The 13,683-nt window shown below is 72.3% G+C and carries 9 protein-coding genes; 7 read left to right on the forward strand and 2 right to left on the reverse strand.

The features are described from left to right. The first annotated feature begins 903 nt into the window (after positions 1–903). Complete coding sequence (locus CLV63_RS31065) at positions 904–1,533, forward strand: GntR family transcriptional regulator (protein WP_211301561.1); 630 nt, start codon at positions 904–906, stop codon at positions 1,531–1,533. Positions 1,534–1,719: 186 nt separating this feature from the next. Here the strand turns inward: CLV63_RS31065 and tcuA are convergent, their stop codons facing one another. Further along, positions 1,720–3,234: an FAD-dependent tricarballylate dehydrogenase TcuA gene (gene tcuA, locus CLV63_RS31070; RefSeq protein ID WP_106586817.1), complete on the reverse strand. Its 1,515-nt coding sequence runs from the start codon at positions 3,232–3,234 to the stop codon at positions 1,720–1,722. A gap of 253 nt (positions 3,235–3,487) precedes the next feature. Between tcuA and CLV63_RS31075 the strand changes: the two genes are divergently transcribed. The 4 genes from CLV63_RS31075 to CLV63_RS31090 all read left to right on the forward strand — a co-directional run bounded on the left by CLV63_RS31075 (position 3,488) and on the right by CLV63_RS31090 (position 7,047). Continuing rightward, positions 3,488–4,606 (forward strand): LLM class flavin-dependent oxidoreductase, encoded by a 1,119-nt coding sequence (locus tag CLV63_RS31075; protein WP_106586818.1) that lies wholly within the window; start codon positions 3,488–3,490, stop codon positions 4,604–4,606. Then, the gene (locus CLV63_RS31080; protein WP_106586819.1) at positions 4,603–5,220 is read left to right on the forward strand and encodes an FMN reductase; all 618 of its coding nucleotides are present in this window, start codon (positions 4,603–4,605) and stop codon (positions 5,218–5,220) included. The genes CLV63_RS31075 and CLV63_RS31080 overlap by 4 nt, the downstream gene beginning before the upstream one ends. A 326-nt stretch (positions 5,221–5,546) precedes the next feature. Beyond that, entirely contained in the window at positions 5,547–6,386 is an 840-nt protein-coding gene (locus tag CLV63_RS31085; RefSeq protein WP_106586820.1) for a class I SAM-dependent methyltransferase, read from the forward strand. A gap of 16 nt (positions 6,387–6,402) precedes the next feature. Continuing rightward, positions 6,403–7,047 (forward strand): YHS domain-containing protein, encoded by a 645-nt coding sequence (locus CLV63_RS31090; RefSeq protein ID WP_106586821.1) that lies wholly within the window; start codon positions 6,403–6,405, stop codon positions 7,045–7,047. Here CLV63_RS31090 and CLV63_RS31095 read toward each other — a convergent pair. Next, the gene (locus CLV63_RS31095) at positions 7,040–10,096 is read right to left on the reverse strand and encodes a BTAD domain-containing putative transcriptional regulator (protein ID WP_106586822.1); all 3,057 of its coding nucleotides are present in this window, start codon (positions 10,094–10,096) and stop codon (positions 7,040–7,042) included. The two genes, CLV63_RS31090 and CLV63_RS31095, sit on opposite strands and share 8 nt — an antisense overlap. A gap of 224 nt (positions 10,097–10,320) precedes the next feature. On the opposite strand from CLV63_RS31095, the gene CLV63_RS35190 reads away from it, so the two are divergent. Next, positions 10,321–10,803 (forward strand): DUF6879 family protein, encoded by a 483-nt coding sequence (locus CLV63_RS35190; RefSeq protein WP_106586823.1) that lies wholly within the window; start codon positions 10,321–10,323, stop codon positions 10,801–10,803. Between the two features lie 487 nt (positions 10,804–11,290). Continuing rightward, positions 11,291–12,703, forward strand: a complete 1,413-nt coding sequence (gene gltX, locus CLV63_RS31105) for a glutamate--tRNA ligase (RefSeq protein ID WP_106586824.1) — start codon at positions 11,291–11,293, stop codon at positions 12,701–12,703. Positions 12,704–13,683: the final 980 nt, after the last annotated feature.

Below are 13,683 nucleotides of genomic sequence, written 5' to 3' on the forward strand. Positions count from 1 at the left end.
CGCGTTCACGCAGCTCAGCGGGGTATTTCCTCGGTGCTGGCATGTCTCTCATCCTTCCCAGGTTTGAGAGCCTCCATCACACCCGGCACGAAACAAACCAGTGCCGTAGCGCCCCTCGCCCGGCTCCCCGCTGGGGAGGGATTCGTGGATCATGCCAGGCCCCGCTGTCCCGCAAGCATTTGCAAGACACTCCCCGGGCCGATCTCACGCCCAACGTCTGGCCCGAAGACGCCCAGGTCGAGAGCGCCCTCGCTCCGGGGACCGGGGACACAGCCGTCCAGAGCGACGGCACCCCCGGCCCGGTAAGACGACGTTCAGGGCGAGAGCGTCACCCGCCCCAGATGACCGGAGCCAGGCTGCCGGGGTGCCTGCGCAGCAGCAACGGCCGACGCGCATCGTGGACTTCGACCGCCGGGCTCAGCGCCGCACGGAATCCACCGCAACCACGCCGGGGGGCCAACCCGCGCCAGCGCGGCAGTTCCGCCGCCGCGCGATCAGTGCGTGGCGGGGCTTGGGCGTCCAAGCTGGGGTCTGCTTCGGCCGTCGCTGCTGCGCAGGCTTCCCGGCAGCCCAGCCCAGGCCCGCTGCGGAACAGGACGCCCTCGGCCCCCACCCCGCTGGACCACATATGTCCAGGGCAAGAGCGCCCTCGACCCCAGGGGGCCGGAGCTTGGCAGCCTTGCCCAGGTCCATTGGGCGGACGCCCTCGGCGCCCGCCACCGGGTCTGCGCGTGGTGAGAACTCACGTCAAGGCGGTCGGGCGGGGCGTTCCGGGCACCGCTCTGTTCTGGCAGGATCACGACCCACGAAGCACACCCTTGGTGGGCGGTAGCGCAAACTCCGGATCTGCGGAGGGCATACCGTCGTACACTTGCGTGGACGGCGGTACGGCAGGAGGAAGCAGTGCGCGCAGACGTGTACGACCGGTTGCGAGAGGACATCGTCACCGGGCGGTTGGAGACCGGGGCCCCGCTCACCGAACTGGCGCTCGCCGACCGCTACGGCGTCAGCCGCACCCCCATCCGCGAGGCGCTGCGTCGGCTGCTCCAGGACGGCCTGGTCGAGCGGTTCGAGCGCGGCATGCGGGTCCGCGGCCGCAGCCCTGAGGAGATCCTGGAGATCTACGGCGTACGCGTCGTGCTGGAGGGTTGCGCAGCTCGCGCCGCGGCGGAGAACCGCAGCGAACTGGACCTCGTCCGCATCCGGCGCGCGGCTACGGCGATGACCGAGACCGACGTCTCCGACCCCTACGCCATGGCGGCGGCCAACCGCGCCTTCCACGAGATGGTGTGGGCCGCCGCCCACAACAACACGCTGCTCGACCTGCTCAGTCGGCTCAACGACCACCTGGCCCGCTACCCGGCCACGACGCTGACCAGCGCCGGACGCTGGGAGAGTGCCCAGCGCGAACACGAGGAGCTCGTGGCGGCCATCGAAGAGCGCAGAGCGGACGACGCCGCCTCGGCGGCCGAGCGGCACATGACCGCCGCGCGCGACATCCGGCTGCGGATGTACGCCGAGGACGTCCACTGACCCTGATCGCACGCGCGCGGCCCGCACCCGAGGGGTGCGGGCCGCGCCTGCTTCGAGGGCCGGGACGGGAGACTCGTTCAATCTCGGTCGCACGCCTCCCGGCGCGCTGCGGCGGACACTGACCTGCGGCCTTGGCCCGCGCCTGCTCCGAGGAGTCCGGGCTGAGGGCCCCGGCCGCCAACCGTGTCAGGGCTCCTGGCTCGCCGCGGCGGTTCCGGCCCTTCTTCCGTAGACCGCGCCTGCGGTCAGGCCCGAGCCGCCCGGGTAGTTGCCCGAGAACAGCCCGCCGACCAGCTCGCCCGCCGCGAACAGGCCGGGGATCGGCGCGCCGGACTCCGTGAGGACCCTCGCGTCGCCGTCGACGTGGACCCCGCCGAAGGTGAACGTGATCCCGCACGACACCGGGTACCCGTAGAACGGGGCGGTGTCGATGGGCTGCGCCCAGTTCGACTTGGGCGGGTCGACCCGGGCCGCGCGGCCGTCCTTGACCGCGGGGTCGAACGGCGCGTCGACGATGGCGGCGTTGAACCCGTCGAGGGTCGCCGCCAGCCCGTCCGGGTCGACGCCGAGCCGGGCGGCCAGTTCGGCGACGGTGTCGGCGACGACCTCGGTGACGGAGTCGGTGTCGTACTCCTGCGGGCGCAGCAGCGGGCGGGTCTTGGCGTCGAAGAGCTGGAACGCCCTGCCGCCGGGGCGGCGCAGGATCTCCTTGCCGTACTTGGCGTAGGTGTAGTTGCGGTAGTCGGCGCCCTCGTCCAGGAAGCGCCGCCCGTCCGTGTCGACCACCACGCCGATGGGGTAGCTCTGCCGCGTGTGCTGGTTGGTGTAGACCCGGTCGCCGCCGCCGACCGGCGCCCCGGAGTCCCATGCCACGCTGTGGCAGGACGACCAGTCGCCGTGCCCGGCCGCACCGACGCCGAGGGCCATCTCCAGCACCTCCCCGGTGTTGAGCGGGTTGCCGCGCACCACGGCGTTCTCCCAGCCCGCGCCGAGGTGGCGGCGGCGCAGCTCCGGGTTCGCCTCGAACCCGCCGGCGGCGAGGACCGTGGCGCGGGCGGTCACCCGGTGGGGACGTCCATCGGGCCCGGTGTATGCGACGCCCCGGACGGCGCCGTCCGGGTCGCGGACGATCTCCTCGACGGTCGCCCCGTAGCGGATCTCGATCCCGCTGTCCTCGGCTGCGCGGGTGTGCTGCTCGATGAGCCCCTTGCCGCCGTCGACGACGCCCAGCGCGAGGCCGCCGAAGAACACGTGCCGCCCTTGTGAGACGTAGGACTGGCGCTCGTACATCAGCCGCCAGCGCACACCCTTGCCGTGCAGCCAGCGGGCTGCCGCGGCGCTGTCGCCGGTGACGACGGCGGTCATCGCCGGGTCGCACCGCTGCTCGGTGATGCGGACCATGTCGGCGGCGAAGTCCGCGGCCGTGTAGGGCGCCAGGTCGGTCGTCGGCAGCAGGGACCGGGTCTCGTCGTCGACGATGTCGGCGAGGTCGTCGGGGCCGCCGTGCGCGACGCGGAACGCGCCGGCCGTGTAGTAGGAGTTGCCGCCGTCCTCGCCTTTGGCGCCCTTCTCCAGCAGCAGGACGCGCGCCCCCTGCTCGCGCGCCGCATGCGCCGCGCAGAAGCCGGCGTTCCCGCCGCCGACCACGACGACGTCGTAGCCGTCGGCGCCCGCCTCGGTTCCGTTCCTGGTGCTGCTCATGCTTCCCCTCGTCACCCTGCGACGTGCGCGCTCGGTCCTGGTGCGGATCGACGGCGGGATCCCGTTGGATGCAGTGCCATGCATTCATGACCAATGGGGCCCCGCACCATCAACCTGCATTCAATTGTATACATATCGCGTCCGCACCTGTCCACAGGCCGGTTCCGACGAGCGCCGGGAAGCGGCGGGAATGCGCGCACCCGGACCGGTGTTCCCGGCATAGTTGAAATTTGCACTACTGGAGAGGTGCGCCATGCAGTTCGGAGTCTTCACCGTCGGCGACGTCACCGCCGATCCCACGACCGGGTGGACGCCCTCCGAGGGCGAGCGGATCACGTCCATGGTCCGGATCGCGCAGAAGGCCGAAGAGGTCGGGCTGGACGTCTTCGCCACCGGGGAACACCACAACCCGCCGTTCGTGCCGTCGTCGCCCACCACCATGCTCGGCTACGTCGCCGCGCTGACCGAACGGCTCATCCTCTCCACCGCGACCACCCTGATCACCACGAACGACCCGGTGAAGATCGCCGAGGACTTCGCGATGCTCCAGCACCTCGCGGGCGGCAGGGTCGACCTGATGATGGGCCGCGGCAACACCGGGCCCGTGTACCCCTGGTTCGGCCAGGACATCCGCCAGGGCATCCCGCTCGCGATCGAGAACTACCACCTGCTGCACCGCCTCTGGCGCGAGGACGTCGTCGACTGGGAGGGCAAGTTCCGCACCCCGCTCCAGTCCTTCACCTCGACCCCGCGCCCGCTCGACGGCGTGCCGCCGTTCGTCTGGCACGGCTCCATCCGCAGCCCGGAGATCGCCGAGCAGGCGGCGTACTACGGCGACGGCTTCTTCGCCAACCACATCTTCTGGCCCAAGGAGCACTTCATCCGGCTGATCAACCTGTACCGGCGGCGCTTCGAGCACTACGGCCACGGGTCGGCCGACCAGGCGGTCGTCGGGCTGGGCGGCCAGGTGTTCATGCGGAAGAACTCGCAGGACGCCGTCGCGGAGTTCCGGCCCTACTTCGACAACGCCCCCGTCTACGGGCACGGCCCGACACTGGAGGAGTTCGCCGAGGAGACGCCGCTCACGGTCGGCAGCCCGCAGCAGGTGATCGACCGGACCCTGAAGTTCCGCGAGTACTTCGGCGACTACCAGCGCCAGCTGTTCCTGATGGACCACGCCGGGCTGCCGCTCAAGACCGTGCTCGAACAGCTCGACCTGCTCGGCGAGGAGGTCGTCCCGGTGCTCCGCAAGGAGTTCGCCGCGCTCAAGCCGGCGCACGTCCCCGACGGGCCCACCCACGCCGCTCTCGTCCAGGCCAAGGACCGCACCGAGGACACCGAGAGCACCGACAACTCGGAGGTGACCCGATGACCCCGCGCAACCTGGCCGTTGTCACCGCGGGGCTGAGTCAGCCGTCGTCGACCCGGCTGCTCGCCGACCGGCTCGCCGACGCCACCAAGGGCGTCCTGGACGGGCAGGGCGACCCGGCCGACGTCGCGGTCGTCGACCTGCGCGACCACGCCCACGACCTGGTGAACGCCATGCTGACCGGCGTCCCGACCGGCGACCTGCGGTGGGCGCTCGACAGCGTGTCCGGCGCCGAAGGACTGATCGCCGTCAGCCCCATCTTCAACGCGTCCTACAGCGGGCTGTTCAAGTCGTTCTTCGACGTCGTGGACGCCGACGCGCTGACCGGCACCCCGGTGCTGATCGGCGCCACCGGCGGCACGCCGCGGCACTCGCTCGCGCTGGAGCACGCCATGCGCCCGATGTTCGCCCACCTGCGCTCGATCGTCGTGCCGACCGCCGTGTACGCCGCGTCGGAGGACTGGGGCACCGGCGGCGGGACGCGGGCGCTGACGGACCGGATCGGGCGCGCGGCCGCCGAACTCGCCGCCCTGGTCGGCGGCCGCGGCGCCCCCGACTCCACGGACCCGTTCGCCGACCCCACCCCGTTCTCGGAACTCCTGGCCGGACCGGAATGAGCGCGGCCTGCCGGACCGGGCGGTCGTCCAGCCGCGAGCAGCCCGGCGGGTAGGAGCGCGACCGCCGTGAACGGACCCGGCGGTCGTCCGGTCGGTTGGAGCGCGGCCGGTGGGAGCCCGGGGTCCGCGACCGGGCCGGACGGTCGTCCGGCCGAGAGCAGCCCGTCCGCCGCGCCCGAATCCGGCGGTAACACCCCGGCCGGTGGCGGCCCGGCCGCCACCGCTGCCGACCGCATCGAGCACCGCGACCACGCCGGGAGCCGCCTCGCAGCGCGGCGACAGCGTTCTGTGCGCACTCCGACAGGGCGCCCCGGCACGCTCTGCGCATGGACATCGTCAACACCCACCAGTCCGAGGCGTGGAACGGCTACGAGGGCCGGCACTGGGCCGACAATCACGAGCGCTACAACACCCTGGTCAGCGGGCTCAGCGGCCCGATCTTCGAGGCGGCGGCGATCGAGGCGCACCACCGCGTCCTCGACGTCGGCTGCGGCGCCGGCCAGACCACAAGGGAGGCCGCCCGCCGCGCCAAGGTCGGGCACGCCGTCGGCGTCGACCTCTCCCGGCCGATGCTGGAAAGGGCCCGCGCCACAGCAGAGGCCGAGGGGATCACCAACGTCACCTTCGGGCAGGGCGACGCACAGGTGTACCCCTTCCCCGAGCAGCACTTCGACGTCGCCATCAGCCGCGGCGGGATCATGTACTTCGCCGACCCCGTCACCGCGTTCGCCAACATCGGCAGCGCCCTCAAACCCGGCGGGACACTGGTCTTCGGGTGCGGCCGCGAGTCCGACGACGACCAGACCGGCGCCGTCTGGGCCGCCATGGGCCGGCACGTTCCGCTCCCCGACCCCGCCGAGGACGACGCGCCGGGGCCCATGACCTTCCGCGACGCCGACGCCATCACCGCGATCCTCACCAAGGCCGGGTACACCGGCATCACCGCCGAGGCGATCACCACCGAGGCCGTGCTCGGCGCCGACCCCGACGACGCAGCCGATTTCGTCTTCGGGATGGGCCCGGTGCGCTTCTGGATCCGCGACGCCGACCCGGCCGCCGTCGTCCGCGCACAGGACGCGGTCGAAGCGGCGCTGGTCCCCTTCACCGCCGCCGGTGCCGTCACCCTGCGCGGTGCGGGCTGGCTCTTCAGCGCCGTCCGCGGCTAGAAACAGGAGGAACACGATGCTGTTCATCGAACTCTTCGTGCCCCGGGGCGCCCGCACCCGCGCCGAACTCCAGGACCTCGCCGAGCGGTTGACGGCGGCGCGGCTGCTCGACGGCGCCGAGGGCGACACGGAACGCGCCGACCCCGGTGTCATGCGTCTCGTGGAGTCCCGCACCCATGTCGTCGTGCACGAGCCGGCGGTGTGGATCACCGACGGCCGGCCGGCCGACCCGGCGGAGCCCCCGTGCTACGTGGTGAACGTCCACGTCGGCGCATGGGTCAAGGAGGTGAGCGAGCACATCGTCGCGGCGGTCACCCGGGAGATCGCCGCAGCCGAAGGCGACCCGGACGGCGTGTACCGGCAGCCGCGCGCCCTCGTGCAGGTCTTCGGGGTGCCGCGGGGCGGCTACGGGATACTCGGGCGGGTCCAGCGCGAGGCCGACTGGACGGCGGAGATCGAGCAGGCCGCCGACCCGGGACGCGAGGCGCCGCCCGGCACCTTCATCGACCCCGTGTGCGGGGGGATCGTGCCCGCGGAGTCGGCCGTCACCCTGACCCGCGACGGGGTGACCTACGGGTTCTGCTGCCCGGGCTGCCGCGGCCACTTCGCCAAGCGGCTGGATGAGCGGGGAGAGCAGGGCGAGCGGGCCGGGGTCAGCTGAGGAGGGAACCGATCAGGGCGAGCGCCGCCTCGGGATCCAGCCCACGCCCCCGTGCAAGGGCCGCCTCATAGGCTCGCTCGCCCAACTCCGCCCGCAGGTCAGGGTCGAGCCGCTGGAGATCGGCGTCCAGGACGTCGGGCGCGCCGATCAGGGCGAGCGCCGCGCCGAACTGCTCCACCGCCTCGGCGGAGCGGCCCTCCGCACGGAGCAGCACCGCCGAGTGGGCCGCCGCGATGGCGGCCTGCCTGCCGTCGCCGCCCGAGACGGCCGTGTCGAAGGCCGCGGCGAGATGCCGCCGCGCCGCTGCGAGGTCGCCGCCGTCCCTCGCGAGCTCCGCCGCGCCGCATTCGAGCGCGAAGGCGTACGCCGGGTTGGCGTCGGCCCCGCTGCCGATGTCCTCGCGGGCGAGCGCGAGCTGCCGGGCGGCGTCGCGGCGGTCGCCGTCGCGGCGCGCGAGGGCGGCCGTGGTGATCCGGGCGAAGAGCCGGTACCGCTCCGGCAGCGACGCGCCGTCGTCCCCGCCCATGAGGCCGCGGAGGTCCGCGCGGGCCCGGGCGGTGTCGCCGGAGCGGTACCGCGCCTCGGCGATCCACACCCGCTGGAGCACGGCGTCGTCGTCGGGGTCGAGCGCACGCAGCAGGCGCACCGCCTCCTCCAGCGCGGCGACGGCGTCCTCGAACGAGCCGCGGTTGGTGTGCACGTCGGCCAGTGCCGTCAGCGACCACGCCAGCCCGCCGCGCTCGCCCAGGTCCCGGAACCCGGCGACAGCGGCCACCAGCTCGCGGCGCATCCCGGCCATGTCGCCCCCGCCGCCGACGAGCAGCGCCCGCATGAGCCGCAGCACCGACCCGACCCAGGGATCGGGGTGCCCCAGCCGCCGGTCGACCGCCGCCAGCGCGGTGTCGGCGTCGCCCGCGGCGAACGCGAGGAACGGTTCGACCAGCGCCGACTCCGGTATGGGGTCGGCGGCGTCCGGCTCCGCCGGAAGCCGCCGGATCTCCTCGGCGAGGGGCCCGTCGTGCCGTCCGGGATCCGGGACCAGCAGGTGCAGGGCCCTCGTGACCGACCGGGCCGCAGACGGTGCGGGGCCCGGCACCCGTAGCGCACGCCCCGGCCAGTGCGCCAGCGCGCGGTGGTCCCCGCGGATCAGCCAGTACAGGCCGAGCGCCGCGCACAGGCGCAGGGCAGTGGCCGCGTCACCGGTGTCGCAGCAGAAGCGCAGGGCCGCGGTCAGGTTGCCGCGCTCGGCGGCGAGCCGCGCGATCCACGGGAGCTGGTCGGCGCCTTTGAGGTAGGGGACCGCCCGCTCGGCGAGGCCGGTGAAGTAGGCGGCGTGCGCGACGCGGGCCCGCGTGAGTTCCCCGCTGCGGACCAGCTCCTCGCGGCCGTAGGCGCGGATCGTCGCGAGCATGCTGTACCGCCGCCCGTCGAACCGCAGTACCGAGCGGTCGGCGAGCGCGGCGAGCAGGTCGGCGCCCGCCCCGCCGACGGCCTCGGCGCTCTCCACGGTGACGCCGCCGGGGAACACCGCGAGGCGCCGAGCGAGCCGCCGTTCGTCCTCTGCGAGCAGCCGCCAGCTCCAGGCGACGACCGCGCGCAGCGTCCGGTGCCGGGGGTCGGCCGGTCGGCCGGTGCGCGACTCGGGGATGTCGAGCCCGTCGCCGAGCCGGTCCACCAGCTCGTCCAGCGGGAGGGAGCGAAGCAGGGCCGCCGCCAGTTCAACGGCGAGCGGCAGGCCGTCGAGGCGTTCGCAGAGCGCCCCGATGTCGGCCGCGTTGCCGGGGGTGACGGCGAAGCCGGGCCGGACCGCCGCCGCGCGGTCGGCGAACAGCCGCACCGCCTCCTCCCCCGGCAGCGGACCGACGGGGCAGACGGCCTCACCGGGGATGCCGAGAGGTTCGCGGCTGGTGGCGACGATGCGCAGTCCGGGGCAGCGGCGCAGCAGCTCCCCCGCCAGGGCGGCCGCCGCATCGACCAGGTGCTCGCAGCCGTCCAGCACCAGCAGGGCCGACGTCCCCGCGAGTGCACGGGTGACGCCGTCGAGCGGATCGACCGGGGCCGACAACAGGCCGGGGTCGCGGGCACCGAGCGCGTCGGCCGCGGCGTGGGCCACCGCGTCGGGGTCGGTGACCGGCCCCAACTCCACCAGCCACACCGGGGGCGCCCACCGCCCGGCGGCCTCGGCGGCGAGGCGGGACTTGCCGGCCCCGCCCGGGCCGACCAGGGTCACGAGGCGGCCCGCGTCGAGCCGGGCGGCAATGCGGTCGAGTTCGGCGGCGCGGCCGACGAAGCCGGTCGCGGGCGCGGGCAGGTTCCCGGTGCGCCGCCGCGGGGCCGTCTCGCCGCGCAGCGCGGCGACGTGCGCCTCCTTCAGCTCCGCGCCGGGGTCGGCGCCGAGTTCCGCCGCGAGGAAGCCGCGGAACTCCTCGTAGGAGGCGAGCGCCTCGGCCTGGCGGCCGTCGGCGTGCAGCGCCCGGATGACCAGGCCGCGCAGCCGCTCGCGGAACGGGTGGGCCGCCGCGAGCCCTTCGAGTTCGGCGACGAGGCCGTCCGTCCGGCCCAGCGCCAGCGCCGCAGCGGCGTGGTCCTCGGCGGCGGTGAGCCGCAGCTCCGCGAGCCGGCGGTGCGCGGCGTCCGGCGCCTCCGCGGGAAGCTCGCCCCGCCACAGGCCCAGCGCCTCGCGCAGCAGCCGCAGCGCCATCTCGGGCTCGCCGTCGCGCACGGAACGGTGCCCCTCTCCTGCGAGCCGCTCGAACCGGTGGGCGTCCACGGCATCGGCCGGCAGGTCGAGGCGGTAGCCGCCGGGCACGGACAGCAGCCGGTCGGCCGGCAGCGCGCGGCGCAGCCGCGACACCAGGGACTGGAGGGCGTTCACCGGATCGGTCGGTCCGTCCCCGGGCCAGACGGCGGCGGCCAGCGTGTCGGGCGCGACGGTACGCCCCACCTGGAGAGACAGCCCGATCAGCAGCGATCGCAACCGCGCACCACCGATGTCGACCCCGACACCGTCGTCGACGACTTCAAGAGGCCCAAGGATCGCGACACGCATACGACCAAGGTAGAGCTCCCCGAACCCACCCCGCCCGCCGCGTTCTCCTCGCTGATCTTGACGAAGGGGTTCTCACAATGACGAGAGGCGGGCACAGACGTCATGTGGCCACGGATTGGCAGATATCGATGCGAAGAAGAAGGCGAACCTGGGATAGTGGTCCTGTTTCGGTCGGTAGCCAATTCGGAAATCCGGAGTCTTAGGTAAGTCCACCTCGATGGGCAGTGAACGGCGGAACCCGGCTCGACCTTGAGGCGTTTACCGCAGAGTTTTCGCAAGCATGGTCGGGATTGAAATCGAGGTTCCTCAAGGTCGAATGCTGGCAGTCGTACCAAGGATCCGAGTCGAACAGGTCCCAGCATGCGTTCAATATCGGCGCCCGAGTCCGCGTAGTACAGCAGCCCTTGACGGAGTACCTACGGTACGAACTGATGAGCTACCGGATCCGGGGGGCGATGGGCGAGAACGTCGAGGTGATGCGTATCGGGTCGGATGCAACGGTGCCGAATGATGAGATCTTCGATTTCCTGCTCTTCGACCGCGATGTGGCGCTGGTCCACGACTACGGGCAGGGCCCCACCGGGGTGCAGACCGGTGGATGGCTTGTCCGCGATACCCCTTCCGTGCGACGGCTGGAATCCCGTGCTTTGGCGCTTCGACGCGAGGCCGAGCCTTTGGAACGGTTTATGACGGCAACGGACCTGTAAGACGGTTCGGCCGCCGGGGGACTCTTCCTGCCGATGCGGTTGGGTGTCGTTGGCCGGTGGTGGGGTGATCGCAGGTTGTTCCGCAGGGCGCGCCGCTCGCGGCGGTGATGACGGCCGCGTTGTGTGCTCGTCGCCCTCCCCTGGTGCCGGTCCGTGGATCCGCGCCGCGGAGGCCGATCCCGGTCCGACTGGCGACGGGGTACAGCCGGGGCGAGCCCTTCAACGCTGCCGCGGAGATTCACGCGCAGCCAATCGAACCACGAACCCGCGGCCACGGCGGTGAGGAGTCCCAGTGGTTCCGTCGCCGTTTCTGACGGGGAGTCCTCTGCGTGACTCATCGGCCATTCGAGTCTCGCAGCCCCCGGGTTGGATCCCTGACATTTGGCGAATCCTCGTGGCATTTGTAGCTGGGAAGCGCCACACGCGAAGCGCCATAATCAATTGCGAAGGTGGGACCGCGACGGTACACCGGCGTTAGTATCTTCCCGTGCCTACTACCTCGATCCGCACCCGTTTCGCGCCCTCGCCGACCGGGATGTTCCACGTCGGCAACGCCCGCTCCCTCCTGTTGAACTGGGTGGTCGCACGCCAAACCGGCGGGACTATGGTGCTGCGGATCGAGGACACCGATGCCGCCCGGTCCCGCCCGGAATGGACCGAGGGCATCCTTGCGGCGATGGCCTGGCTCGGTGTCAGCCCGCAGGAGTACGAGGGCCCCTACTCCCAGACCGAGTACCTCGACAAGCACACCGAGGCTGCGCTGCGCCTGGGCAAGGAGGGCCTGGCCTACTTCTGCGACTGCACCCGGGAGCAGGTCCAGCAGCGCCGGGACAACCCCAACCTCGGCTACGACGGGCACTGCCGCGACCGCGGCCTTGAGGCGGGCGCGGGCCGGGCCTTGCGTTTCCGGATCCCCGGTGCCGGCCCGGTCGTGGTCGAGGACAGGATCCGGGGCCGCGTGGAGTTCCCTTTCGAGGCGCTGGAGGACTTCGTGATCGCCCGCGGCGACGGCACACCGCTGTTCGTCCTTGCGAATGTGGTCGACGATGTCGAGATGGGCATCACCCACGTGATCCGCGGCGAGGAGCACCTGTCCAACGCCCCCAAGCAGCAGTTGCTGTGGGAGGCGCTGGGACACGCACCGCCGGTGTGGGCCCACGCCCCAGTGCTGGTGAACGAGAAGCGGCAGAAGCTCTCGAAGCGCCGCGACAAGGTGGCGTTGGAGTCCTACCAGGCCGAGGGGTTCCTGCCCGAGGCCATGGTCAACTACCTGATGCTGCTGGGTTGGTCTCCCGGTGACGACCGCGAGATCATGCCGATCGAGGACATGGTGCCGCTGTTCGACCTGGCCGACGTCAACTCCTCCCCGGCGTACTTCGACGAGCAGAAGCTCCGGGCGTTCAACGGGGACTACATCCGTGCGCTGCCCCCCGAGGAGTTCGTGCGCCGCTGCGCGCCCTACCTGCGCGCCGACGCCCCCTGGGCGCCGGAGGATTTTGACGCGGCGGTGTTCGCCGCGGTCGCTCCACTGGCCCAGAGCCGGATCGCCGTTCTGTCCGAGATCGTGGCCATGGTCGATTTCCTCTTCCTTGAGCGCCCCGTCCTCGATGAGAAGAGCTGGAGCAAAGCGATGAAGCCCGGCGTGGGCGCCGAAATGCTCACCGCGGCCCTGGAGGTCTATGGCGATCCCGCTCTGGCATGGGAGCCGGAGGCGCTGAAGAGCGCGCTGGAGGCGGCGGGCGCGGTCCACGGCCTCAAGCTGGGCAAGGCTCAGGCGCCGGTGCGGGTCGCGGTCACCGGCCGCACGGTCGGCTTGCCGCTGTTCGAGTCCGTGGCACTGCTGGGCCGCGAGCGCACGCTGGCGCGGTTGCGCGCCGCCTTGGCGGAGCTGAGCGCCTGACCCGCTGCGACGATCCGGCGCTCGATCAGCGCCCGGGGCAGCAACGCCACCAGTTCGCCGGTGTCAGGCCCCTCCGCATCCCCCGTGAGGACCCACCGCAGCACCGGTGCGGGAGCGGCGACGATCGTTTCGGGTGCGGCCGTGTCGATCAGGCCGAACGCCTCTTCGGCCGCCTGCGGTGGGCGCCCGTAGTCGATCTCGGTTCGGGTGAGTGACTGCAAGAGCTGGACCTGGCGTCGGAGTGGGCGTCGGTAGCGGGTGGCGATCCAGTGGGTGATGTGCGCCGCGGTGGCCGAACCTCTGCTGTGGGCGGTCGCAGCATGGAGTTCACTGAGCGCGGTCGCGGTACTCAGGCGCGCGGAGATCTTGCGGTCCATCGCGGTGAGTCTCTCGACGTCGAAGCGGCTATCAACGTTGGCGGGAAGGACCGGGCGAAACGTTGCGAGGAGATCGGTGAACGTCTCCGGTGGGGCGGGCAGCGCCGGGGTGAGGTAGGGCTCAGTGAGGAACCAGCGCAGCGCGCTGGGGCGGATGCCCTGGTCGAGTAGCGCGGCCACTCGTGAGGCCCCGCGGTCCCGTTCGATGATCCGGGGCACGAATACGTGCGCGGGCGCCGGGGTTGCCTCGTTCAGGGCCCAGTGCAGGCGGGCCTGGATGGCGGTGGCGCTGGCCTTGTCCGTCCCGCGGACGACGAGGGTGGTGCGGGTGTCGATGTCGTCGACGACGCTGGCGAGGTGCCACAGCGCCCGGCCGTCTCCGCGGGCGAGAGGGACCGCGGATTGGGCCGGGGTGAGTGGTGCGCGGGAATTGACGAGTACGGCGGCGACAAGGTCCTCGGGGCGCTGACCTCTCCGAGTGATCAGGCGGTCGATAGCCGGTACGTCCAGGCAGACCACGCCCCTGCTTGTGCGCAGTAACCCCAGTGCGGCCAAGCGTGCCAGGGCCTCGCGGTAGCGGCGGCCCCTGCGGCTCTGGCGCAG

It is taken from the genome of Murinocardiopsis flavida, assembly GCF_003014485.1.
Classification (GTDB): Bacteria; Actinomycetota; Actinomycetes; order Streptosporangiales; family Streptosporangiaceae; genus Murinocardiopsis; species Murinocardiopsis flavida.

Excerpts from the sequence above, each read along its gene's own strand:
- tcuA (WP_106586817.1), bottom strand. The coding sequence starts at position 3,234 with ATGAGCAGCACCAGGAACGGAACCGAGGCGGGCGCCGACGGCTACGAC.
- CLV63_RS31075 (WP_106586818.1), top strand. The coding sequence starts at position 3,488 with ATGCAGTTCGGAGTCTTCACCGTCGGCGACGTCACCGCCGATCCCACG.
- CLV63_RS31080 (WP_106586819.1), top strand. The coding sequence starts at position 4,603 with ATGACCCCGCGCAACCTGGCCGTTGTCACCGCGGGGCTGAGTCAGCCG.
- CLV63_RS31085 (WP_106586820.1), top strand. The coding sequence starts at position 5,547 with ATGGACATCGTCAACACCCACCAGTCCGAGGCGTGGAACGGCTACGAG.
- CLV63_RS31090 (WP_106586821.1), top strand. The coding sequence starts at position 6,403 with ATGCTGTTCATCGAACTCTTCGTGCCCCGGGGCGCCCGCACCCGCGCC.
- CLV63_RS31095 (WP_106586822.1), bottom strand. The coding sequence starts at position 10,096 with ATGCGTGTCGCGATCCTTGGGCCTCTTGAAGTCGTCGACGACGGTGTC.